This window comes from Reichenbachiella sp. (assembly GCF_033344935.1).
Taxonomy (GTDB): Bacteria; Bacteroidota; Bacteroidia; order Cytophagales; family Cyclobacteriaceae; genus Reichenbachiella.
In genome coordinates this window covers 4,722,289-4,745,502 of sequence record NZ_JAWPMM010000001.1, presented here as the reverse complement: position 1 = coordinate 4,745,502, position 23,214 = coordinate 4,722,289, and the positions used below count along the sequence as shown (strand labels likewise).

General features: G+C 39.6%; 22 protein-coding genes. 9 read left to right on the top strand and 13 right to left on the bottom strand.

Annotated elements, in window-relative coordinates; translation table 11 throughout:
* Positions 1 to 9 precede the first annotated feature (9 nt).
* On the top strand, positions 10 to 1,377 hold the full coding sequence (locus R8N23_RS20315; protein WP_318173441.1) for an alanine/glycine:cation symporter family protein: 1,368 nt from the start codon (positions 10 to 12) through the stop codon (positions 1,375 to 1,377).
* Here R8N23_RS20315 and R8N23_RS20310 read toward each other — a convergent pair.
* The 5 genes from R8N23_RS20310 to R8N23_RS20290 all read right to left on the bottom strand — a co-directional run bounded on the left by R8N23_RS20310 (position 1,364) and on the right by R8N23_RS20290 (position 5,364).
* Positions 1,364 to 2,488 (bottom strand): DUF3179 domain-containing (seleno)protein, encoded by a 1,125-nt coding sequence (locus R8N23_RS20310; protein ID WP_318173440.1) that lies wholly within the window; start codon positions 2,486 to 2,488, stop codon positions 1,364 to 1,366. The two genes, R8N23_RS20315 and R8N23_RS20310, sit on opposite strands and share 14 nt — an antisense overlap.
* Positions 2,485 to 3,423: a hypothetical protein gene (locus R8N23_RS20305; protein ID WP_318173439.1), complete on the bottom strand. Its 939-nt coding sequence runs from the start codon at positions 3,421 to 3,423 to the stop codon at positions 2,485 to 2,487. Before R8N23_RS20305 ends, R8N23_RS20310 begins: the two co-directional genes overlap by 4 nt.
* Before the next feature lie 74 nt (positions 3,424 to 3,497).
* On the bottom strand, positions 3,498 to 3,797 hold the full coding sequence (locus R8N23_RS20300) for a hypothetical protein (protein ID WP_318173438.1): 300 nt from the start codon (positions 3,795 to 3,797) through the stop codon (positions 3,498 to 3,500).
* The gene (locus tag R8N23_RS20295; protein WP_318173437.1) at positions 3,790 to 4,761 is read right to left on the bottom strand and encodes a YpdA family putative bacillithiol disulfide reductase; all 972 of its coding nucleotides are present in this window, start codon (positions 4,759 to 4,761) and stop codon (positions 3,790 to 3,792) included. The genes R8N23_RS20300 and R8N23_RS20295 overlap by 8 nt, the downstream gene beginning before the upstream one ends.
* 9 nt (positions 4,762 to 4,770) lie before the next feature.
* Positions 4,771 to 5,364: a 5-formyltetrahydrofolate cyclo-ligase gene (locus R8N23_RS20290; protein WP_318173436.1), complete on the bottom strand. Its 594-nt coding sequence runs from the start codon at positions 5,362 to 5,364 to the stop codon at positions 4,771 to 4,773.
* Positions 5,365 to 5,476: 112 nt separating this feature from the next.
* Here R8N23_RS20290 and R8N23_RS20285 point away from each other — a divergent pair, with 112 nt between their 5' ends.
* The 4 genes from R8N23_RS20285 (at position 5,477) to R8N23_RS20270 (ending at position 8,393) form a co-directional block, all read left to right on the top strand.
* The gene (locus tag R8N23_RS20285) at positions 5,477 to 6,055 is read left to right on the top strand and encodes a sigma-70 family RNA polymerase sigma factor (protein WP_318173435.1); all 579 of its coding nucleotides are present in this window, start codon (positions 5,477 to 5,479) and stop codon (positions 6,053 to 6,055) included.
* A complete protein-coding gene (locus R8N23_RS20280) occupies positions 6,048 to 6,305 on the top strand; it encodes a hypothetical protein (protein WP_318173434.1) in 258 nt (85 codons plus the stop codon). Before R8N23_RS20285 ends, R8N23_RS20280 begins: the two co-directional genes overlap by 8 nt.
* A gap of 84 nt (positions 6,306 to 6,389) precedes the next feature.
* Positions 6,390 to 7,061 (top strand): energy transducer TonB, encoded by a 672-nt coding sequence (locus R8N23_RS20275; RefSeq protein WP_318173433.1) that lies wholly within the window; start codon positions 6,390 to 6,392, stop codon positions 7,059 to 7,061.
* Positions 7,062 to 7,146: 85 nt separating this feature from the next.
* A protein-coding gene (locus R8N23_RS20270) for an IS3 family transposase (RefSeq protein ID WP_318173432.1) occupies positions 7,147 to 8,393 on the top strand; the annotation gives its coding sequence in 2 pieces (ribosomal slippage) (positions 7,147 to 7,510 and positions 7,510 to 8,393; 1,248 coding nt in all).
* 53 nt (positions 8,394 to 8,446) lie between these two features.
* Here the strand turns inward: R8N23_RS20270 and R8N23_RS20265 are convergent.
* Entirely contained in the window at positions 8,447 to 9,640 is a 1,194-nt protein-coding gene (locus R8N23_RS20265; RefSeq protein ID WP_318173431.1) for a hypothetical protein, read from the bottom strand.
* 447 nt (positions 9,641 to 10,087) lie between these two features.
* Here R8N23_RS20265 and R8N23_RS20260 point away from each other — a divergent pair, with 447 nt between their 5' ends.
* From R8N23_RS20260 to R8N23_RS20245, 4 genes are all read left to right on the top strand, one after another.
* Entirely contained in the window at positions 10,088 to 10,459 is a 372-nt protein-coding gene (locus R8N23_RS20260; protein ID WP_318173430.1) for a TerB family tellurite resistance protein, read from the top strand.
* Positions 10,460 to 10,631: 172 nt separating this feature from the next.
* Positions 10,632 to 13,034: an efflux RND transporter permease subunit gene (locus R8N23_RS20255; protein ID WP_318173429.1), complete on the top strand. Its 2,403-nt coding sequence runs from the start codon at positions 10,632 to 10,634 to the stop codon at positions 13,032 to 13,034.
* Positions 13,035 to 13,084: 50 nt separating this feature from the next.
* Positions 13,085 to 16,459, top strand: a complete 3,375-nt coding sequence (gene ileS / locus R8N23_RS20250) for an isoleucine--tRNA ligase (RefSeq protein WP_318173428.1) — start codon at positions 13,085 to 13,087, stop codon at positions 16,457 to 16,459.
* A gap of 12 nt (positions 16,460 to 16,471) precedes the next feature.
* On the top strand, positions 16,472 to 17,107 hold the full coding sequence (locus R8N23_RS20245) for a lipoprotein signal peptidase (protein ID WP_318173427.1): 636 nt from the start codon (positions 16,472 to 16,474) through the stop codon (positions 17,105 to 17,107).
* 85 nt (positions 17,108 to 17,192) lie between these two features.
* On the opposite strand, the gene accD is transcribed toward R8N23_RS20245, so the two are convergent.
* The 7 genes from accD to R8N23_RS20210 form a co-directional block, all read right to left on the bottom strand.
* On the bottom strand, positions 17,193 to 18,035 hold the full coding sequence (accD, locus tag R8N23_RS20240; protein ID WP_318173426.1) for an acetyl-CoA carboxylase, carboxyltransferase subunit beta: 843 nt from the start codon (positions 18,033 to 18,035) through the stop codon (positions 17,193 to 17,195).
* Between the two features lie 80 nt (positions 18,036 to 18,115).
* The gene (locus R8N23_RS20235) at positions 18,116 to 19,327 is read right to left on the bottom strand and encodes an NAD(P)-dependent oxidoreductase (RefSeq protein WP_318173425.1); all 1,212 of its coding nucleotides are present in this window, start codon (positions 19,325 to 19,327) and stop codon (positions 18,116 to 18,118) included.
* 230 nt (positions 19,328 to 19,557) lie between these two features.
* Positions 19,558 to 20,325 carry a TIGR00266 family protein gene (locus tag R8N23_RS20230; RefSeq protein ID WP_318173424.1) on the bottom strand — a complete coding sequence of 256 codons (768 nt, stop codon included), beginning with the start codon at positions 20,323 to 20,325 and terminating at the stop codon, positions 19,558 to 19,560.
* Between the two features lie 25 nt (positions 20,326 to 20,350).
* A complete protein-coding gene (locus R8N23_RS20225; RefSeq protein ID WP_318173423.1) occupies positions 20,351 to 20,536 on the bottom strand; it encodes a hypothetical protein in 186 nt (61 codons plus the stop codon).
* On the bottom strand, positions 20,529 to 22,070 hold the full coding sequence (gene gltX, locus R8N23_RS20220) for a glutamate--tRNA ligase (RefSeq protein WP_318173422.1): 1,542 nt from the start codon (positions 22,068 to 22,070) through the stop codon (positions 20,529 to 20,531). The genes R8N23_RS20225 and gltX overlap by 8 nt, the downstream gene beginning before the upstream one ends.
* Positions 22,071 to 22,143: 73 nt before the next feature.
* Positions 22,144 to 22,512 carry a RidA family protein gene (locus R8N23_RS20215; protein ID WP_318173421.1) on the bottom strand — a complete coding sequence of 123 codons (369 nt, stop codon included), beginning with the start codon at positions 22,510 to 22,512 and terminating at the stop codon, positions 22,144 to 22,146.
* A 121-nt stretch (positions 22,513 to 22,633) separates the two neighbouring features.
* Positions 22,634 to 22,777: a Rid family hydrolase gene (locus R8N23_RS20210; protein WP_318173420.1), complete on the bottom strand. Its 144-nt coding sequence runs from the start codon at positions 22,775 to 22,777 to the stop codon at positions 22,634 to 22,636.
* Positions 22,778 to 23,214 lie beyond the last annotated feature (437 nt).

Sequence of the window (23,214 nt, the reverse complement as noted above, 5' to 3'; positions counted from 1 at the left end):
TATCAAAATATGCTCGATCTATTAAAGTCCTTAGAGAATTTTTTCAACGTCGCAGTAGGATACGTCTGGGGTATGCCGTTGCTGATATTGCTATTGGGAGGAGGTTTATTTTTTACCTTATATACTCGATTTCTTCCGTTTAGGTATTTCAAACATGGTATAGATGTCCTTCGAGGCAAGTATGATAGTGAAGAGGAAAAGGGAGAAATAAGTCATTTTCAGGCCTTGTCGGGTCACCTAGCAGCAACAGTTGGCATGGGAAATATCAGTGGTGTTGCCCTAGCTATAGTAGCTGGGGGGCCAGGAGCTATTTTTTGGATGTGGGTAAGCGCTCTTCTAGGTATAACAACTAAATTTTTCACTTGTACACTGGCAGTCATGTACAGAGGAAAAGATAGTCAAGGCGATCTTCAGGGTGGACCGATGTACGTGATCAGAGAAGGTATGCCTAAAGCCTGGAAGCCATTGGCAGCGTTCTTTTGTATTGCTGGTTTGTTTGGTGCCACACCTATTTTTCAGGCCAATCAGATTGTGCAGGTCACCAAAGATGTGATCCTCAGACCTATGGGATGGATGGGTACAAACGAATTGATGGTAAATGTCGGAATAGGATTGGTTATTACATTCTTTACCGCACTGGTCATATTCGGCGGGCTCAAGAGAATAGCAGATGTAGCGTCTAAATTGGTGCCGGCCATGGTGATCGTCTATGGTCTGAGTGTGCTGTTGATCATGCTGATAAACGCCAGGTCAGTAGTAGAAAATTTCTTTTTAATTTTTGAGGATGCCTTTACGGCCAATGCAGTACTGGGAGGTGCGGTTGGTGCAGTAATTATTGAAGGAGCCAAAAGAGCTGCTTTTTCTAACGAAGCTGGAATAGGTACGGCACCTATGATGCACGGCGCAGCAAAAACTAATGAGCCAATACGTGAGGGTTTAGTGGCCATGTTGGGGCCTGTAGTAGACACGCTAGTTGTCTGTACCATGACAGGCTTGTGTATACTCTCTACGGGTGTATGGCAATCCGGAGGTAGCGATGGTATTTCTTTGACTGCTCAGGCTTTCGAAAGTTCTATCCCTTTGGTAGGTCATTACATACTTTTCGTACCAGTATTGATCTTTGCCTTTACTACTGTATTTGGAATGGCTTATTATGGAAAGAAATGTTTCTCCTACTTATTTGGTGCAGAACATGGCCATTTATTCAACTATTGGTATGTGGCCATCATTGTAATTGGCTCTGTCTGGTCTTTGAATGGTGTAGTAAATCTGATCTTCGTGATGTATGGCCTAATGGCCGTTCCAACCATGGTATCAGCGATTTATCTTTCCCCAAAGGTTTTAGCAGAGGCAAAAAGGTATTTCAGAGATCTTTAAAATTATCAAAAGCGTAGATTTTAACTTGCTTACCTTTAATAATACCTAATACCCTTTCTTTTGGTTTGAGACTATTGTCTTGGTTGGATATCGGAAAAGAAACGCGTTCTGAGATCCGATAATCGTCATATATAGACTGATTATATAAATAATTAAATCCGGTATTAGTACTTAAAAGCTGTACATCTCCTTGAAGTCGTTTTACACTATTGAAGGTGGACTCATACAATTGGATTGGACTGATTTCTTCTGCCAAACAGTCCCCATATATGGACTTTTCTAAAATTTGAGACCAATAACTCTCCGTTGATCGATCGTATAAAATGAGATTATTATTATAAAGAAGTCCTGAAACTCCAAATTCAGAAAAGTCATTTTTTACTTCACTTTTCCAGGCTCTAGATGTGCCGGTCAAAGGACAATAACTCAATGCAATATTTTGCCCTTCAATTTGATCATTAACGATTTCATGGTATTCAAGTATTTTGTGAGGATAGACATGACTGGTATTACCAATCGTCAGAACAGTCACAAGGTCGTGTTGTCCTAGTGAACTATAAAATGGATCGTCAACAAACTCTTTTCCTGAAAGCGGAATAAAGGTTGGGTCGTCGATTGAGGGAATGCCATCTCTCGAGCTTCCGACAAATATAAAGTCTGTGCTAACCAACCAACCCTCCGAAGGTGATACTAAAGAATTACTACTGACTTGCCCATTGAACTGGGTAATATTTTCAAAAAACGCAGGGAAGATAAACCAATAGCCAACCAAAAAATTGACTTTTTTGAGGTCAAGATTATTTCCGAATTCAGCACCTAGTGATTTACCATTGATATCATAATTGTTGCCAAATTGATCTTGAAGAACAGCCGGTGCAAGATCGGGTGACATACTAAGAGTTAGAGGCTCGTTGTATTCAGAATGATCGCGACTGAATGCTACAAGTGTCTGATTTATACCATCCGCATAAATAGCTACTGGCTCACCTGCAAAATCATCATTAATTACCCCTTGGACAAGAATTAGGTCAGATGTGATAGAGGGTTCATCCTCTTGACAGGAGAAAAAGGAAAATATTAAAACCAAGAAAACATAAATCTTATTCATCATAACACCATGTTTATTGAAGCACTCAACTGTGAAGTTGTGCTCAGTTGCAACCCATTTAAATTTCTATACAAAGGAGCGCTCGCATTTAATGAAAAGAAGAATTCAGGAGTTATAAATACATTCATACCAATACTTGAATTCACCCAGTGACCTCCTGTATTGGTGTTTTGAAACCCTCCGTCAAACTCGTCTTGGTCTCTATATTGATAGGATGCGCCCAGAAACAGGTCTGTTACTAAATTGAACAATAACAAGTGATATCCCATACCGGCATATATCAAGTACTGATTGCCAAATTTATAATTTGGATGTGCTTTGAATTTATTACCCTTTGAGTTTAGTCGTAGTGCCATTTGATTTTCCAAAGAAAATTTCCTTTGCTTTCCGAAATACCAGCTTGATTGTACTATCAACGCCAAATCGTAAGAGCCAGTTCCAGTTTGCATACTTATTGGGAAAGCAAGATTGTTATCCCCTTCTTTGTTAGTACTTCCTGTTGGAGTTTTTAGACTAATGGCTGAATTGAGATTTAAAGAATTGATTTTTTTAGAATAGGTCAGCCAAACACTAATATCTCCTATTCCTCTATTGACATATTCTACATTGTTTACAGACAGATCAACAATTTCTTTTTGCCATAAATAAGGAATAGATATTGACAACCCAAATTGATCATTCAAAGCGTAATCCATTTGTAATAACAGAGAGGATACTTTTCTTGAAATGTGTGAGTTGTCAATGGATTCATCATCAAAAAATAGGTCATTGTTGTAATTGTAGCTGTAGAAAAGGTGAGCACCGAATTGGCCTTTGCTTAAATTTGAAAAGGTAAAAGCATCTAAAACTGGGACGCCTCCTGTACAACAAGTTTGTCCATGGCAGACAGAAGCCAGGACGAGTAGAATGAAAGTAATGGCTGTTTTAATTTTTGGCAATGCTGCTTTGTTTAACTCCCAACAATAATTAATTCTTTGAAGTTCAACAAACAAGGGTTTTGTTTAGAGATTGATTATTTACTTAATCTCAATCCAATTAGAATGACTGTCGCATAACTGACCAGCCCAGGCAATAGTATGGGCCCCAGCATAATGTCAAATGCGAAAGGCCAATAGGCCCAAATGAGTAAAGCACCCATGTTTCCAAAAACAAAAGCATTCAAGAGAATGGAGATATATGTCTTCCAGCTGAATTTATTATTTCTTTTCATTTTCCAAGCGAGGCCTAAGGACAAGCCTAAAAATGTAAGGCCTCCTAAGAAAATTTGAAGAATGAGTAATTCTATGCTTGGCGTCGGTAGTTGGTCAGACATTACCTTTTTTAGATATTCTTTCTAGTATCACCTCGGCATGTACCCTTGAATTTTCGATAAACCATTTATTAGTCTGAAGGCCACCGCAAATCACTCCAGCTAAGTAAATGCCTTCGATGTTAGTTTCCATGGTTTCAGGATTATGCTCTGGTGTTTGCATATCGTCTTTGCCAATTTTTATTCCTAATGATTTCAAAAAAGTGAAATTGGGCTGATAGCCTGTCATAGCCAAGACAAAATCGTTGGTTAACGTTTCAGAGCCATTTGGTGTATTGATGTCTACTTCGGTTTCTCTTATTTCAGTAATTGAGGAGTTGAAATAAGCGGTAATAGAGGATTCTTTAATTCTATTTTCAATGTCAGGTCTCACCCAGTATTTCACTCTGGGATTGATTTCTGGTTCTCGAACCACCATAGTGACTTCAGCACCTTTTCGATAAGTTTCCAGAGCGACATCTACAGCAGAATTGGCTGCGCCCACCACAATCACTTTTTGACCAAAGTAGGGATGAGGTTCGTCGTAGTAGTGTTTTACTTTTGGTAGACTCTCACCAGGTACATTTAGTAAAAATGGCAAATCGTAAAATCCAGTGGCTATAATTAGGTTCTTTGTAACGTAAGTCGCTTTGTTAGATATGATTTCAAAGAACTGGCTTCTTTTTACCTCTTTTACTCCTTCATACAAATTCACTTTCAAATCCCATGAAGTGGTCACTCTTCTATAATATTCAAGTGCCTCAGCTCTTGTTGGTTTGTTGTTGTGAGAGATGAATGGGACTTCCCCAATTTCTAATTTATCTGACGTCGAGAAGAACGTCATGTTCATTGGATAGTTGTATAACGAGTTGACCAAACAACCTTTCTCCAAAATTTGATAATCGAGATTGTTTTTCTTGGCTTCAATACCACAAGCCAGACCAATTGGCCCGGCACCTATAATAATTACATCTAAAACATGGCTCATACTGCGAATTTATGAATTGAAGCCATAGACTCCCAATGGCGTGATACAATAGTCCAAAGGAATATCGTGAGGCTCAACAAATGGAATTTCGTCTAATGGCGGAGCTAAACTAAGCCCAACTTTTATACAATCAGAAGAGCACTCAGCCAAAAATCGATCATAATACCCGGCGCCATAGCCGACTCTTTGTCCATTTCTATCAAATACCAGGAGAGGTACAAGCACCACATCTAAATTTTTAGGTAAAACTATAGTTCCATATTGAGGCTCTGGAATTCCGTATTTGCTTTCTTTCAATTGCTTGTAATCCTCAAAGAGATAATGAGTGAGCTCGTTGCTCGTTGTGCTACATTTCGAGATAATTATTTGTTTGCCTCGAGCCTTGAGCCATTCTATTAATGGCCAGGTGTTTACTTCCTTGTTTTTTTCAATAGAAAGAAAGGAGTGAATCATTGAGCAGGGATGACTTTCAAAGAATCGATGAAAATGGTAGAGTAGTCGCGCATTTTTTTTATCAAAATCTTTAGCGCTCAACATCTTTCGTTTACGCAGATAAACCGTGCGGTACTTTTTCTTATCAACTACAGGAGGTGCCTGACTCATAACCCGAAATTAATACATATCTATGGACGCTAATCTGTCAAGACACTTATTTTTGGTACAAGAAGTGTGACTTTTTCGGAAGGGCAGGATTATACCTACAAAGATTAATTCATTGGATAGAGATACGAACCGTAATGATTGGGAAGAAGAAGAGGTTATGATCGCTAAGGCGAAGACAGACTTGCGGCATTTCGAACCTATCTACAAAAAGTATTTTGAGGTGATCTTTAGGTTTATCCATAGGAAAACCGATGATGAGAATTTAGCTGCTGATCTCACGTCGAAGGTTTTTATGAATGCCATGCATTCTTTGGACAAGTTTGAATTTAGAGGAGTGCCTTTTGGTGCCTGGCTCTATCGAATTGCTACCAATGAGACGAACAAACACTATAGAGACAATAAAAAACGCCTCTTGAGTTTAGAAGATCACAAAGTGAATCTGGTGATGACTTGTAGTGATCTAGATGATGCGGACATTGAGCAGAAACAAAAGGTATTGACGGAGTTGATAAGTGAGTTGGAAGACGAAGAGGTAAGGATTTTAGAATTGAAGTTTTTTGAAAATAAAAACTTCAAAGAAATAGCATACATCTTAGATAAAAAGGAAAGTGCTGTTAAGATGAAAATGTACCGATCGCTCGATAAATTGAAGAAGCGATATGAAAAAATGAACGAGCGGAAGCATGACTAGATACGATATCAGATTGAGGAGAAAGGCATTGAGTAAAGGTCAGATTGAAAGACATATGGATTTCAAGGGGCTTTACCCGAAAGAACCGAAAGAAGGCAAGAAAGCTCGTTGGTTTAGGATATTGGCGATCGTACTGGCAGCATTGGCCATAGGAGCTATGATGTATGCTGGAGTGAAAAGAATAAGGGATAAACCAAAGCCAGTGCCGCAAGAGGATGTCGATATTTTTGATGAATTCAAAACCCAATAAATAAAGAAAAAGACTCGCCCGGGATAGTCTTAATTCTGGTTCACCAAGGTGGTGAACGTGTTGCTAACTATAAATTCAATAATCATGGAATTAAGAAAAAATCCAAAGATCGATTTGGAACGGAAGAGAAGTACCTTTTTCAATATAGGCCTTGCCATTAGTTTGATGCTGGTCATATCTGCTTTTGAATGGCGGTTTTATGGAGATGGGGGAATTGTGAGCCTAGTAGAAGTGGATGAAGACTTTGAGGAAATTATGGAGATTCCACCAACTGTTATGCCTCCTCCGCCCCCTCCAATAAGACAACCCATTTTAGTGCCTGTGCCCAATGAGGATGATTTTGAAGAAGAGGCCGAAGTAATAATCGATGCTGAATTTGATGAAACAGAGGTTATTGAGGATCTTGTTTTTGATGATCCCATTGATATTGAGGAGCCAGAAGAAGTTTTCGATATCGTCGAGACTCAGCCTGAGCCTCTTGGAGGGTTGATAGCTTTTTATAAGCATGTAGCTAAGAAGATGAAATATCCAAACCAAGCACGACGAATGGGTGTAGAAGGGAAGGTTTATGTTCAGTTTGTAATTGATAAGAGTGGTAAGCTAACCGATGTACATGCGATCAAAGGCATTGGCGCTGGGTGCGATGAAGAAGCTGTTCGGGTGATTAAAAATTCTCCGGATTGGTCTCCAGGCAAACAAAGAGGGCGACCAGTGAAAGTCCGAATGATCTTGCCCATCACATTCAAGCTAGGGTAATAAAAAAGGCGAATCATTCGATTCGCCTTTTAATTTCTTTATTTTGTCTCGTCCTGAAATAAGTTGACACAAAAACGACTTATTTATGAAAGACGAGAAGCGCAGTTCTTTAGGAGGGAAAAAGCGTACCCAGCGCGACTACAACATGGGCTTTAAACTGGCGGTTGTATCTGAAGTGGAAAAAGGCGAAATGACCTACAAGCAAGCCCAAAAAACTTATGGTATACAAGGAAGGAGTACAGTTTTGGTTTGGTTACGCAGATATGGTAAATTAGACTGGAGTCACCCGAAGCAACACTTTATGGCCTCACCTAAATCAAAAGAGACACCAGCACAGAAGATCAAGCGATTAGAACGTGAATTATCCGATGAGCGATTGAAGAATGAGATTCTTAATATGATGATTGACATCTCAGACAAAGAACACGGAACTTCAATCAGAAAAAAGGGATTACCCAAACAATCTGGCGCATCCGAGAAGAAAAGCACGTGAGTCTCTCACGTAGCTGTCGACTGTTTGGGATTAGTAGACAGGCGGTTTATCAATCAATACAGAGATCTAAGCAAAGAGCAGAAGAACTCTCCAGGATCAAACCCCTTGTCCAAAAGGTAAGGATGCAAATGCCCCGACTGGGCACGCGGAAGCTGTACCATTCATTGAAAGGTGAATTTGACCGGCAAAACATAAAAGTGGGTAGAGATGCTTTGTTCAACTATTTAAGAGCCGAACACCTGCTCATCAAGCCAAAGAAGAATTATACAAAAACTACCAACAGTAAGCATTGGTTGAGAAAATACCCCAACCTATTGAAGGATCGGAAAGCTGTTCGCCCTGAAGAAGTTTTTGTCAGTGATATTACTTACATCAAAAGCAGGGAGCGAACCCATTACCTCTCTTTGGTCACAGATGCATATAGTAGAAAGATTATGGGCTATCACCTCAGTGATGACATGAGTGCTGAACACGTGGTCAAAGCACTGAAAGTTGCTGTCAAAAACAGAAAAACAACCCAAACGCTTATTCATCATTCCGATAGAGGATTACAATATTGCTCCACTCTTTATCAGTCTGAGCTTAGTAATCATCAAATCACCCCATCTATGACCGATGGGTATGACTGCTATCAAAATGCACTAGCAGAAAGAGTTAATGGTATCCTAAAGGGGGAGTTCCTCATTCATAAATGCAATACTGGCCAAGAATTGAAAATACTGATCAAAGAGTCAATAGATACCTACAACAATCAAAGACCTCATCTAAGTCTCAACTATAAAACACCTAACTTTATACATGAAAAAACCTGTGAATATCAATCCACAGGTTTTACTTAAATCTTTTTAAAAACCGTCAACCTATTTTAGGACGGGTCATTTTATTTCCGCCATCAACCTATAATGAGCTGAACGGTAGATACTAGAAAATCAGCAATTGAGTTTGCAATTGGATTGTCAGCACTTCTTCCGATGATGTAGGCAATGAAAAGAAAATAAATACCTAATAATAGGAAGGCTTTTGTCTTTCCGATATACTGTGAGGAAGTAAATATAATCACTGCCACTATGGTTAATAGTAGCAATAAGAATCGAATTTCACTGCTGATGGCGATATCAGATGGTTCCATATGTATCGGTCCGTGTAGTATACAGAAGATAAATAGTGGAAATCCTAGCGCGAAACAAACATCGAAAATGTTACTTCCAAGTGCATTCGAAATAGCATCATCATATTGTCCTCTCTGCGCGTCTTTGATAGAAATTATGGTATCAGGGAAACTGGATGCAGCAGAGGCTAGTACTAAGGCAACAAACATCAACGGGATACCCAGTCCATTGTAAGAACCTAAGTAAGGCACTTCGTATACTTCAGAGCCCATCCACTCACAAGCAATTACTAACAGATAGCATACTGCTGCAATAGATAAGGTTGAAAATATGAGCAAAGGCCAGGCATTTTTACCTGTCACCTTATTATTTCGGATAAAAAGATCTTCTAAGTTGAATGAGATCAAGCTGATAAAGAATGAAGGTGCTTCTCCTCGATCTTCTTCCTCTTCTTCCTCTTCCTCCTCCACTTCATCAGAATCAGCATTTTTTTGATTGCTTTTCATGGACATAAACATGTAAGTGATGTAGATCACATATACACCCATTAGTACAAGACCATGATACCAGTCCAATACGGAGCCACTAATAAGTACTAGGAATATAGCTTCTGTAATGATAAGAGAAATACCGTCTCTGAGCATTACTTTTTTAGAGACCTTGATTCTTCGTGCCAAGCCAATTCCAATCACGGCAATTACCGAAACTGCTGGAATAACCATACTATTGAAAATGGCACTTCCAGCTGTAGTACCAATACCTCCAGCAAAGCCATCAGCATCCATCAAAACGAACAAGAAAAACAAGGAAGTAAAAACTTCAGGCATAGAGCTGGCAATTGCATTAATTGATGCTCCTCGTACTCCCTCGGAAAGATTTCTACCTATATATTCTGATGCAGTCATGAAGCCATCTCCGGCTCTCCAAATAACTACACAGCTTATCGCGATTAAAATCAACGGTATTATGATGCCCATATATTGTATTATTTTAAGTTATGCTTGGTCTAGATGTTATAGATAAAGAAAGCACAACTCAATATATATAATGTTTTTAATATGCTGATTGGGTTTCTAAATTAAAGCATTTTTTTAAACTAATGGCAAACTGACCCTAAATATGTAAGTATTTCAACTTCAGGGTCTTGTTGGCATTTTTATCGGATTCATCAAATAGAGCCGATAGATTCACTTAATTTATTCAATAAAGCCCGTGATGATCACTCAAGGAATTGGCTTCTGATTCGGTCATATGATTATTGCATTCACGGAGATGCTATTATTTTATGTATCTTTAGTTTGACTAAATAAAAAAACCTATCTAATCTATTTGAATAAACAAATTGGTTAAAATTCTTACCTTTGAATGCAACCGGCGTTTACTATAACCATGACAAAATAATGAGTATTAAATCACAATTAAGCATGCTAGTTAAGTTAGCAAACATTGACAATGACTTTGCTGACGACGAAAGAGACATGATATTGATGGTGGGCAAAGCAAATGGTGTTTCTGAAGATGAGATTAATGGATTGCTTGAAAATCCAGAACCACTGCCACCATTGAGCACAATTACCGATGACGAGAAATTTGAATATCTCTTCAATGTAGTTCAATTAATGAAAATAGATAAAGAGGTTTTTCTAAGTGAAGTAAAGTATTGTGAGGAAGTAGCCGTGAAGCTTGGATTCAAAAAGGCAGTAATAGCAGAGCTTTCTGCTAAGGTCTATTCCGACCCTACTATTGTGGCGAATAAAGAATCATTGAAAATGGCAGTTTTGAAGTATCAAAATTGATATTAGCAGGTTACTTGAAGAAATTTTAAGGAGGAACGTTCCTCCTTTTTTTATGAGGATTTTTAGGTCATTTCATTCGATTTTCATCTGCAAATTTTGAGTTGTTAGACTAATAAATCAACACCTTATTTAAATAGTAAAAATCCTTACCTTTGCAGATTCATTTTTGCACATGTGGTATAAACTTTCACAAATCATACTTAAGCACAGGCTCTTATTGATCCTTGCACTTTTTGGCATTACAGGCTTCATGGCTTATAAAGCTCAGGAGGTTAAATGGTCATTTAGTCTGGCCAACATTGTCCCCAAAACGGATCCTGAAATGATCTATTTCAAGGCATTCAAGAAGGAATTTGGGGAGGATGGGAACATCCTGGCTATTGGCATCAAGGATAGCGCAGTGTATCAAGCCGACAACTTTCGAAAGTTGAAATACATGACAGACGAGCTGGCAAGCATCAAATATGTAAAGGATGTCTTGAGTTTGCCTAGCCTGAAAAGATTAGTAAAGGACAAAGAAGAAAATCGATTCGAACTTGAAAATGTTTTCACTGATGTGCCCTCAGACCAGAAGGTGCTGGATAGTTTAATTGCCTATTGCCAAAGCTTGAAGTTCTATAGCGGTCAGTTATTAAATGCTGAAAATGGTGCCAATATGGTTTTGGTTACCATTGAGAATGAAGTGATGAATTCCAAGGCACGAAATACTGTGGTGGGTGATATCCTTCAAGTCACCGAACAATACAAAGAACACACCGGTATCAATCTAAGATACGCTGGACTGCCATTTGTGCGATATATCAACACAGTTAAGATTAAGAAGGAGCTCAATATGTTCCTAATCTTTTCAGTAATGGTGACAGGGTTCATTTTGTTCTTGTTTTTCAGATCATTCAAGGTAGTGCTAGTAGCACTTTTTATTATTGGAATGATTGTCGTTTGGGTCATGGGTACAATTGCCCTCTTCGATTTTGAGATTACTTTACTCACCGGGCTTATTCCACCGATCATTGTGGTAATTGGGATTCCCAATGCAGTATATATGCTGAATAAATATCATCAAGAATATTTCAATCATGGTGATCAAAGAAAGGCCCTAGAGAGAATTATTAGGAAAATTGGAATTGTCACATTGATTACCAATTTCACCACAGCGGTTGGATTCTTGGTCCTAGCCCTCACGGATATTATGGTGCTGAAAGAATTTGGTATCGTAGCTGGACTCAATATATTGGCGACATTCGTGGTCAGTCTAATTATGATTCCGGCTGTCTTTTCTTATTTGAAGCCACCATCCAGCAGGCATTTGAAACACCTTGAGTTTGTTCCGTTAGATAAAGTCCTAACCGGACTGGATATATTGGTGCACCGCCACAAATATTACATTTTCGCAGCTGCTGCGATAATCGTGATATTATCTGGTTATGGGATATCAAAGATTGAAGCAAGATCTTATATGGTCGATGATTTACCAGAAGAAAGTCAGGTAAAACAAGATCTAAAGTTTTTTGAGGACAATTTTGCCGGGGTAATGCCTTTGGAAATTATTATCGATACGGGTACGAAAAAAGGCGTTCAAAGCCTAAAAAACCTTCAAAAAATTGATGAGTTTGAGACTTTCCTTAATTCATTGGATGATGTGTCTCAGCCGCTCTCGGTTGTGAGCTTTATCAAGGCAACCAGACAGGCATTTTATAATGACAATCCCGAAAAGTATGCTTTGCCAAATAATCGAGACAAGAATTTCATCTTCAGATATCTGAAAAAAGAGTCAGACCAAAAGGGAATATCAAAGGCATTTGTCGACAGCACAGGACAAAAAATTCGTGTGTCACTCAAGATTGCAGATATAGGTTCAAACAAATTGGATGTCTTGGTCAATGATGTGATCCAACCCAAAATTGACGAAATATTTGGTGATACAAAAATGAAAGTTTCTATCACCGGGACGACATTACTTTTCATCAAAGGCAATAAATTTTTGATCGATAATTTGATCACCAGTATGATCATTGCATTTTTCATTATTGCACTAATCATGGCACTGTTGTTCAAAAATTTCAAAATGATCATTTTGTGTTTAATCCCGAATATTATTCCACTAATGATTACTGGTGGTATGATGGGATTTGCTGGCATTCCTTTAAAACCAAGCACAGCTTTGATCTTTAGTATTGCATTTGGAATTTCTGTGGATGACTCCATCCACTTCTTGGCGAAATACAGACAGGAGCTATTTGCTAATAACTTTTTTGTTCCTGTAGCAGTTAGTAAGAGTCTAAGAGAGACAGGCGCGAGTATGATTTATACATCTATCATTCTCTTCTTCGGGTTTGTGATTTTTGCAGCATCTGAATTTGGCGGTACAGTAGCTTTAGGAGCATTGACGTCAACTACATTATTGATGGCCATGCTGACTAACTTGATTGTGCTGCCGGCGCTTTTGTTAAGGTTTGATAAAGGCAGTAGAGATACTCACAGCCATCCGCTTATTGAGAAATATCCAGAATTCTATGATGAACGAGAGGATGAAGAGATCGATTTGGATATGATCGAAGTAAAAGAATCTAATTAACCCATATCTATTTAGAAATCATTTTTTAATACTTATTAGAAAATAAAACATTGAGTTACAAAGAATATAAGAATATCAATTACGCTGAGGTAGCAGATGAGGTATTAGAGTTTTGGAAGAATAATGATGTTTTCCAGAAGTCTGTCGACGAAAGAGAAGGCGCGGAAACCTTTGTGTTTTATGAAGGTCCACCATCAGCCAATGGTACACCTGGTATTCACCATGTGATGGCTCGTGCTGTAAAGGATATTTTTTGTAGATACAAAACCCTCAAGGGCTATCAGGTAAAAAGAAAAGGAGGCTGGGATACGCATGGTCTTCCTGTTGAACTTCAGGTTGAAAAAGAACTCGGTATTACCAAAGAAGATATTGGTTCTAAAATCTCCGTAGAAGAGTACAATGCCAAGTGTCGAGAGGCAGTGATGAAATTCAAAGACCAATGGGATGATCTAACTGAGAAGATGGGCTATTGGGTGGATTTGGACAATCCATACATCACTTTCGAAAAAGACTACATCGAAAGCCTTTGGCACTTACTTAAAAAGTTTTACGATAAAGGGCTTTTATACAAGGGCTATACAGTACAACCTTTCTCACCAGCGGCAGGAACAGGATTGAGTTCGCACGAACTGAATCAGCCAGGGACTTACCGCGATGTAAAAGACACGTCAGTTGTAGCTCAATTCAAGGTTAAAAAATCTGAAGCTTCAGCGAAGTTGTTTGATGGTGAGGAAGATTTATTCTTCTTGGCATGGACGACCACACCTTGGACACTGCCTTCGAATGGTGCCTTGGTCGTTGGTAAAAAAATCAAGTATGTGAAAGTGCAAACTTTCAATCAATACACCTTCAAGCCCATTTCTGTAATCCTTGCTAAAGACTTGGTAGGAAAGTACTTTTCTGAAAAGGCGAAAGAAATAGCACTAGAAGATTACAAAGAAGGGGACAAGCTTATTCCATGGAATATAGCGGCAGAATATACAGGTGCAGATTTACTTGATATTCGATACGAGCAACTATTCCCTTACGTGACTAACGAGGATCTGGAGGCCAATGCATTCAGAGTGATCCCTGGTGATTATGTGACCACAGAAGACGGTACGGGTATCGTACATGCAGCAGCCCTTTTTGGAGCAGACGATTACTTTGTTTCGAAAGCAGCAGGAGTGCCAGCTGTGGTAGCGAAGGATGAAAAGGGAGATGATATCCCATTAGTGGATAAGCAGGGTAAATTCATTCCAGAAGTAACAGACTTCGCTGGGAAATATGTGAAGGAAGAATACTATTCAGACGAAGAAAGAAAAGCTGACGGTTTCAAGCCGACAGATGTATTGATCGCGATACACCTAAAAGAGGCTAACAGAGCTTTCAAAGTAGAAAAATACGAACACAGTTACCCGCATTGCTGGAGAACTGACAAGCCGGTTCTATACTATCCGTTGGATTCTTGGTTTATCAAGACCACGGCCTACAAGGATCGTTTGGTGGAGTTGAACAATACCATCAATTGGAAGCCAGCTTCGACAGGTAGTGGCCGATTTGGAAACTGGCTGGAGAATCTAGTGGACTGGAATTTGAGTAGATCAAGATACTGGGGGACTCCATTGCCGATCTGGGTAACGGAAGACAGGCAAGAACAAAAATGTATTGGTTCTATAGCTGAACTTGAAGAGGAAGTGAAAAAATCGATTGCCGCAGGCTTCATGGAGGAAGAGTTGGGTGAAGACTTCGATTTGCACAGGCCATATGTAGACGACATTGTGTTAGTAAGTGATTCTGGAAAAAGAATGACTCGCGAACCAGACTTGATCGATGTTTGGTTTGATTCTGGAGCTATGCCTTATGCACAGTTTCATTTTATGGGAGATGACCCTAAAGCAAATACTCAGGCAGAAGGAGGACTAAGTGATGTGTACCCCGCCGATTTTATTGCAGAAGGAGTGGATCAGACCAGAGGATGGTTCTTTACGCTCCATGCTATTGCAGTGATGCTATTTGACAAAGTGTCGTTTAAAAATGTGATAGCCAACGGTTTGGTGCTTGATAAGAATGGCAACAAAATGTCTAAGCGATTGGGCAATGCGGTGAATCCATTTGAGACATTGGCTAAATATGGGCCGGATGCTACCCGTTGGTACATGATCTCCAATGCCAACCCATGGGACAATTTGAAGTTTGATATTGAGGGTGTAGCCGAGGTGCAGCGGAGATTCTTTGGAACCCTTTATAATACCTACAACTTCTTTGCATTATACGCTAACCTGGACAATTTTAGTTTTAGCGAAAGCGAAGTAGACAATACTAAAAAGACAGAAAGTGATCGTTGGATTATCAGTAAGTTGAACACATTGATCGGTCAGGTAGATGAGGCATACAACGAGTATGAACCTACCAAAGCGGCTCGAATGATTCAAGATTTTGTGATCGATGACATGAGCAACTGGTATGTGCGTCTGAATAGAAAACGATTCTGGAAAGGCGAATACAACGACGATAAAATGGCTGCCTATCAGTCACTTTATACCTGTTTGAAGACCATTGCGAAGTTGGCAGCTCCGATCGCACCATTTTATATGGATCGGTTGTATAATGATTTGAATGCGGTGTCTGGACATGAGTCACACGATTCGGTACATTTATCTAATTATCCATTGGCGAACCCTGATTTGATTGATGAATCTCTTGAAATCAGAATGGAAATGGCTCAGAAGATTTCTTCTTTGGTTCACTCCTTGAGGAAGAAAGAAAAATTGAAAGTTCGCCAGCCATTGTCTAGAATCATGATCCCTGTGCTAAACAAAGACACGGCTACACACGTGAAAGCGGTGGAAGAGCTGATCTTGAATGAGGTGAACGTTAAAGCCATTGAGTTTTTGGATGATACTTCGGGAATTTTGGTTAAATCAATTAAGCCTAATTTCAGAAAGTTAGGAAAAGAGCATGGCTCAAGGATGAAGGACATCTCTCAAAAGATTGGAGCTTTTACCAAAGAGGATATTGCAGCTTTGGAAGCTAACAACAGTTTTGAGTTGGACCTAGGAGACCAAAAAATCAATTTAACCTTAGAAGATGTTGAGATTAGTTCACAGGATATTCCAGGGTGGTTAGTTGCTTCTGAAAATGGATTGACTGTAGCTTTAGACATTCAGTTGTCCGATGAGTTAAAACAAGAAGGAGTAGCTCGAGATTTGGTGAATAGAATTCAGAATTTGAGAAAGGACAATGGACTTGAAGTTCAGGATAAGATCAAAGTTCAGCTACAGAGTTCAGATGAATTGGTGAAAGCTTCTGTCGACTCATTTAAAGATTATATTTGTCAGGAGACACAAGCTAACGAATTGAATCTCGTTTCTGATTTGAATGGAGGTCAGGCATTAGAGATGGATGAATTTGAGGTAGCGGTTAAGCTAGAAGTTGTAAAATAATTAAGAGATAGCGTGAAGTATTATAAGTATTATTTGTTGAGTTTGGGAATTATCCTTTTGGATCAGGTGGTGAAGCTATTGGTGCACTTCAATATGGACATGGGTATGCCGGGCCAAATTCATGTTATTGGTGACTTCTTCAAACTGTATTACCTCACTAATCCTGGTATGGCATTTGGAATGAAGTTGGGCACCGAATATGGTAAATTATTCTTGACGTTGTTTAGGTTGGTAGCCATGGTTGGTATTGGCTACTACTTATATACTTTGATCAACAAAGGCGTACACAAAGGCATGCTGATTTGTATTGCCATGATTTTAGGCGGTGCCATAGGCAATGTAATAGATAGTACTTTCTACGGTGTGTTCTTGGACAATGCACCTGTAGGGTCACCTACACCATGGTTCTATGGCCAAGTGGTAGATATGTTTTATGTAGACATTTGGGAGGGGCATATTCCTGATTGGATTCCATTTATGGGAGGGAAGTACATGTCACTCTGGCCTGTATTCAATGTAGCTGATGCCTCCATTTTTGTTGGGGTATTTGCTATACTCATCTTTCAGAAGAAGTTCTTTCATGAAGAAGAGGAAGAGGAAAATCAAGACTCTGCTGTTCAAACCGAAACGGTGGAAGTAGAGGCCTAAGAAAGATGCCTCCACTCTCCTGCGAAAACAAAAAGGGCTTCAAGTGAAAACTTGAAGCCCTTTTTGTTATTAGTCATTTAAGAATCTAGTTCTCTAGTAGCTCCAATAACGTGGTTAGTTTCTTTTTCAAACTTCTTCGATCTACAATAAAATCAAGGAAGCCATGATCCAAGACAAACTCTGCACTTTGGAATCCTTTCGGTAAATCCTTTCCAATAGTTTCTCTAATTACTCTCGGCCCTGCAAATCCAATCAAGGCACCAGGCTCAGCAATATTGAAGTCGCCAAGCATAGCATATGAAGCAGTTACTCCTCCAGTAGTCGGGTCTGTCAATAATGAGATGTACGGAATTTTCGCTTCGGATAATAACGCCAGCTTGGCTGAAGTCTTCGCCATTTGCATCAAGGAAAATCCAGCTTCCATCATTCTTGCTCCTCCTGATTTAGAGATCATCAAAAATGGAATCTTGTGCTTTAGTGAGTAATCAATCGCTCTAGCAATTTTTTCTCCAACTACTGAACCCATAGATCCACCAATAAAGCTAAAGTCCATACAGGCGATCACGATATCCTTGTTGTGCATTTTTCCAACTGCGCTTCTCACTGCATCTTTTAACCCTGATTTTTTCTGGGTAGCAGCAATTCGTGTAGGATAAGGTTTTGAATCCGTAAAGTTCAAAGGATCGGCTGAAGTCATTTCAGCGTCTAGTTCCTTAAACTCATTATTGTCAAACAAAATCTCGAAGTACTCCTTTGAGCCAATTCTTACGTGATAGTCATCTTCAGGACTTACATATGAATTGTTTTTCAGCTCTCGCATGTGCACAATTTTACCGCTAGGGGTTTTGTACCACAGCCCGTCAGGAGCTTCTTTTTTTGCTGTTGTAGGCGTCTGGATGCCTTTGTCTTTTCTATTAAACCAAGCCATAAATTACCTTTTGTTAGAAGGATTGCAAAGATATATTAGTTGAGAGACTTTCGAATAGGTGCAGTTAGTTATTTGACTTTTTACTCCTTGCCGTCTGCATAATCTTGCAAATATGCATAGTGAGCAGTCAATTTTCCGTTTTCTGCAATGGTTGCTCTTTCAATTATTTTATCAGGGTCATCACCAAGTAAACACGGAAGTACATTGTTTACCAATTCCTTCCCAAAATCCTCAGAAGCATTCCTCGGTAATTCACAAGGTAAATTGTCTACCGACATGACAGAAATATTGCCTTCATCTGAAAATGGAGGCATCTCTTGTCCCGTAGTTGGGTCATAGTCAAATACTGGTTCGTCGATGGTTGCCGGACGGATAGTAGACGGAATTGAGCCCTCGATATCACAGGTTACATCCGCGATGATGTTGATTTTGAAATCTCGATGCGTGGCTTCCTCTCTAGTGAAGAGCACTGGTGCTGCTGGATGCCAGTAGGCGCAGGCAATCAAAATGTCAGCACATTTTGCATATTGATAAAAATCCGATTCGAAATTTTCTGGCTGTTCAAAAAACTCTGATCTTGTGAATTCTTTACCTTCTTTGTGTTTGTTGTAGTCTCGACTATTCAGTTGAGTAAAAACTGGCTCCTGAAAATCTTCGTTGACAAATCTTTCAGGGGTAACCTTCCGGATATTCAGTCCCAGCAAAACTTCCATAGCACCTTTGGCTACACGACCACCCCCAGTGATCACGATTTTAATGTTTGGGAGTTTTACCTTGCTGAAATCGGATTTCATATCCTCCAAATCGAAGCACTCATGCGCTCGTCTGATATTGAAGAGATTATATCTTTTTCCAAAGGACCAGATTCCGTTGTATGCACCTACGATGCCTGCATATCGCCCGAATGCAATAATGCGCTGGCCGTTGGCATCAGTCAAGGTTTCATAATCTATCAGTCTTATGTTTTTGTCGAGAACCTCATTAAGTAGCTCCCGATTGTACTCTTGTTTTTTGATGGTGTGGGAAAAGAAGAAGTATGTTTTATTAGGAAGCAATTTGCCTAATGGGACCTCCTTAACACCAAATATGACATCGCAGTCATCTACAGCATCCACCAAGGTTATACCTTCTGCGCTGTAGTCATCATCAGAAAAGCATCTGATGTCACTTTTCTGACAAACTAACTCAAGGTTGGAGAAATTTTCCTTGATGAATTTGGCCTGTGATGGAATGATTGCCACACGTCGATCGATCGGAATTTTACCTTCTTTGAGGATGCCAATTTTAGTCATTTGATAAGGGTTATCTGAGTATCATGTTGTGCCGCAAATATGCTTCATTTTTACTCGAATTGAAATGACTGCAAAGACTTCATTTCAACTTTCGCGACGAAGGAGTGTTCGGAGAATCTGTTCTTTAAGGCAGATACGCGCAAGGGTATTGTGCCATGAACTACAGATTGCCTGAATTGATAATTTAACAGCGTATGTTAAATCAATGCGGCAATGACGGATTCTCCATATTACTCCAGAAAATCTCCTAAAATGGAAGAGGCTTCTTTTGACGAATTTTTACCGTAAGGTGCAATGGCTTGTATCAGTTTTCTGATAGGCATGGATTGGAGCCACACTTTGCCTGTGCCACGCATAGTGGCTAAAAACATGCCTTCACCCCCAAATACCATGGATTTGAGGCCCCCAGCAGATTGAATATCAAAATCCAGCGTTGATTCAAATGCCACCACGCAGCCGGTATCAATTCTTAGCGTTTCGTTGTTAAGTTGCTTTTCAATGACCGTACCTCCTGCATGTACGAAGGCCATGCCATCACCTTGTAGTTTTTGCAAGATGAATCCTTCGCCACCGATTAAGCCTGAACCCAATCTTTTGTTGAGTGTAATGGAAACTTTGGTGCCTAACGCAGCACATAGAAATCCATCTTTTTGAACAATGAGTTCTTGATTCGGCGATTGCTGGAGATCAATAGGGATTACCGTTCCAGGATATGGAGCCGAAAAGGCCACTTTTTTCTTACCTGCTCCATGATTGGTGAAGTGTGTCATAAACAGTGACTCGCCGGTCAGAACTCTTGTCCCAGCCGAAACCAATTTTCCTAAAAATCCCTGATTTGGTTCGGATCCATCGCCCATCTTGGTTTCGAAAGAGATCCCGTCTTCCATAAATAGCATGGCACCTGCCTCTGCTACCACCGTTTCTCTTGGGTCTAGCTCAACTTCAACGATTTGAATGCTTTCGCCTTTGATTTCATAGTCGATTTCATGACTTCTCATGTGGGATGTAGTTTAAGTTTAGGAATTAGTTTTTCAAGTCATCCAGATCCTCTCTGTCTTTCAGTTTTTTGTCCTCAACATTTTTATTTAGAAATTGATTGAGTTCATCAATTTTCAATGAAGACTTGATTTCCCCGAAGGAATTGATATTGACTTCGAACCCTTCTAATTTAGGATTGACTTTAGGTGTTTTTTTCTCTTTTTTACTCATTGTTGGCTATCTGATCAAAAGCACTAGTTGCTTTTTTTATACGATCAGTTACCTCATTTGTTCCGAGTACTTCCATGATCTTCATGAGATCAGGACCACCTGCTTCGCCTGTAATGGCTACTCTCAGTATTTGCATGACCATGCCTACTTTGGTGTCGTTTTCAGTGGCCGATTGTTCTAAAGTGGCTTGAAAGTCATCTGAGGTGAGCTCCTGATTAGATATTTTTTCCATGAAAGTAGCAAACACAGCCTTCGCTTCACCTTTCCACTTCTTACGAACTACTTTTTCGACATATTCAGTAGGCCCCGTGAAAAAATATTGCCCCTTAGAAAGAAGCTCAGGAATAAAATCTATACGTTCTTGAAGCAACTCAGCAATAGCCAATGCTTTTGAATCATCACAGGCTATGCCCGCTGCTTTTGTTTGATCTAGTAGAAGTGAACCTAAATCTGATGGCTTCATATTTCTAATGTACTGCTGGTTGAACCAGATAGCCTTATCAATGTCGAATTTGGCTCCTGCCTTGCTGATTCGTTCTATAGTGAATGCTTCGACCAACTCATCTAAACTGAAAATTTCATTTTCTGTTCCAGGGTTCCAGCCTAATAATGCAAGGAAGTTAACAAACGCTTCGCTTAGGTAACCCTCTTCTTTAAATCCTTTCAATGAGGCATCCTCTTCAGTTGCCTTCCATTCCATAGGAAAGATTGGAAAGCCATGTTTGGCAGCATCTCTCTTGCTGAGCTTGCCGTTTCCATCAGGTTTCAACAGTAAGGGTAGATGCGCAAATTTTGGCATGTCCTTTTCCCAACCTAAATATCTGTATAACAACACGTGCAAAGGAGCAGAAGGTAACCACTCTTCACCTCTAATGACATGCGTGATTTTCATTAAATAATCATCTACCACATTGGCCAGGTGATAGGTTGGCATCCCATCTGATTTCATTAAAACCTTGTCGTCCATTGTGGAGGTATGCACATTGACCCAGCCACGGATCATATCATTCAATCGAATATCTTCTTTAGTAGGCACCTTAATTCGAATCACATAAGGCTCACCAGAGTCTAGCCGTTGCTTCACTTCCTCTTCAGGGAGTGTCAGTGAATTCTTCATGGTATTTCGAGTGATCGAATTATAATTCAATGAATTAGCCTTCGCTGCTTTGAGTGTCTCGCGCATTTCGTCCAATTCCTCAGCGGTATCGAAGGCATAATAGGCGGTACCTTCATCAATCATTTGCTGAGCATATTTTTTGTATAAATCCTTTCGCTCAGATTGTTTGTATGGTGCGTAATCTCCTCCCTCATCAGTGCCTTCATCAATCTTTATCCCGCACCAGGCTAAGGAGTCTTTGATGTACTGTTCTGCCCCTTCTACAAAACGAGATTGATCAGTGTCTTCTATTCTAAGAATAAATTTTCCACCATTCTTTTTAGCAAACAGATAGTTGTATAGTGCAGTACGTACGCCTCCAATGTGAAGGACGCCTGTTGGACTAGGTGCAAATCTTACTCTTACTTCGTTACTCATCGATCAAATGTTTACTAAAAAAATATGCCGGAGAATATCCGGCACGGCAAATTTATCAATATTTAGGACTAGATTATAGTACGGCGATGCAGGAAATTTCCACATTCACGTTTTTAGGCAAACAGCTTACTTCTACGGTCTCTCGTGCTGGAGGATTGCTGGTAAAATATTCTCCGTAGACAGCGTTGATTTTTCCAAAGTTGCCCATGTCGCTCACGAAAATCGAGCATTTGACGACATGGGTATAATCTGCACCAGCCTCTTTCAATATGGCTCCCATATTTTTCATCACTTGATGAGTTTCTTCTTCGATACTATCTAGTAATAAATTATCAGTTCCGGGAACCAAAGCAATTTGTCCAGAGACGTACAAGGTGTTCCCGGCCAAAGTAGATTGGCTGTATGGACCAATCGGGGCTGGAGCGTTTGGGGTGTGGATCATAACAAAAAAGTTTGAACACTTTGCCAAAAAAGTTTGAACATTATTTGATCCGTCTGACCAAAAAAGTTTGAACACTTAAACTGCATGTTATGCAGCAAATTTAACAATATTTGGAAGCAGTTTATACAATGGCGATGCAGGAAATTTTCACATTCACATTTTTAGACAGGCAGCTTACTTCTACGGTTTCTCTTACTGGAGGATTACTGATGAAGGATTCGCAATAAACCGCATTGATTTTACTAAAGTTTCTGATGTCGTTCACAAAAATTGAGTACTTCTCTACGTTGGAGTAGTCTGCTCCCGCTGCTTTTAAAATGGTCCCATTTTCTTCGTAACCCGGTTAGTTTCTTTTTCAATGCAATCAAGTAGCAAATTGTCCATGCCAAGCACTCATGCAATCTGTCCAGATATATAAAAGGTATTCCCTGCTGGCGTAGATTGGCTATATGAACCAATAGAAGCAGGCGTATTTTCGGTGTTAATGATTTGCTTCATTGTATTTGAGTACTTCTTTTATTAGGTTTTACAGTACAAACATAATCTAAATATTAACTAACTCTGAAATGAGTACTGACCTATAACACTAAGAATCTCTATAAAAGGTTCATGACTGTAGATTTTCCGTTTGTGTACGCGCCCCTAGTCAATTCTTTAGAAAGGTCGAGGTTTACTTAAATAAGTAGTTCAATATCCTTTTGA

Bases quoted from the DNA above. Each gene is read 5' to 3' on its own strand.
- R8N23_RS20230 (WP_318173424.1), bottom strand. From the start codon at position 20,325: ATGAGAAGTCATGAAATCGACTATGAAATCAAAGGCGAAAGCATTCAA.
- R8N23_RS20295 (WP_318173437.1), bottom strand. From the start codon at position 4,761: ATGAGCCATGTTTTAGATGTAATTATTATAGGTGCCGGGCCAATTGGT.
- R8N23_RS20275 (WP_318173433.1), top strand. From the start codon at position 6,390: ATGGAATTAAGAAAAAATCCAAAGATCGATTTGGAACGGAAGAGAAGT.
- R8N23_RS20260 (WP_318173430.1), top strand. From the start codon at position 10,088: ATGCTAGTTAAGTTAGCAAACATTGACAATGACTTTGCTGACGACGAA.
- R8N23_RS20315 (WP_318173441.1), top strand. From the start codon at position 10: ATGCTCGATCTATTAAAGTCCTTAGAGAATTTTTTCAACGTCGCAGTA.
- R8N23_RS20265 (WP_318173431.1), bottom strand. From the start codon at position 9,640: ATGGGCATCATAATACCGTTGATTTTAATCGCGATAAGCTGTGTAGTT.
- R8N23_RS20280 (WP_318173434.1), top strand. From the start codon at position 6,048: ATGACTAGATACGATATCAGATTGAGGAGAAAGGCATTGAGTAAAGGT.
- R8N23_RS20290 (WP_318173436.1), bottom strand. From the start codon at position 5,364: ATGAGTCAGGCACCTCCTGTAGTTGATAAGAAAAAGTACCGCACGGTT.
- R8N23_RS20300 (WP_318173438.1), bottom strand. From the start codon at position 3,797: ATGTCTGACCAACTACCGACGCCAAGCATAGAATTACTCATTCTTCAA.
- R8N23_RS20235 (WP_318173425.1), bottom strand. From the start codon at position 19,327: ATGACTAAAATTGGCATCCTCAAAGAAGGTAAAATTCCGATCGATCGA.
- gltX (WP_318173422.1), bottom strand. From the start codon at position 22,070: ATGAGTAACGAAGTAAGAGTAAGATTTGCACCTAGTCCAACAGGCGTC.
- R8N23_RS20225 (WP_318173423.1), bottom strand. From the start codon at position 20,536: ATGAGTAAAAAAGAGAAAAAAACACCTAAAGTCAATCCTAAATTAGAA.
- accD (WP_318173426.1), bottom strand. From the start codon at position 18,035: ATGGCTTGGTTTAATAGAAAAGACAAAGGCATCCAGACGCCTACAACA.
- R8N23_RS20310 (WP_318173440.1), bottom strand. From the start codon at position 2,488: ATGATGAATAAGATTTATGTTTTCTTGGTTTTAATATTTTCCTTTTTC.
- R8N23_RS20255 (WP_318173429.1), top strand. From the start codon at position 10,632: ATGTGGTATAAACTTTCACAAATCATACTTAAGCACAGGCTCTTATTG.
- R8N23_RS20215 (WP_318173421.1), bottom strand. From the start codon at position 22,512: ATGATCCACACCCCAAACGCTCCAGCCCCGATTGGTCCATACAGCCAA.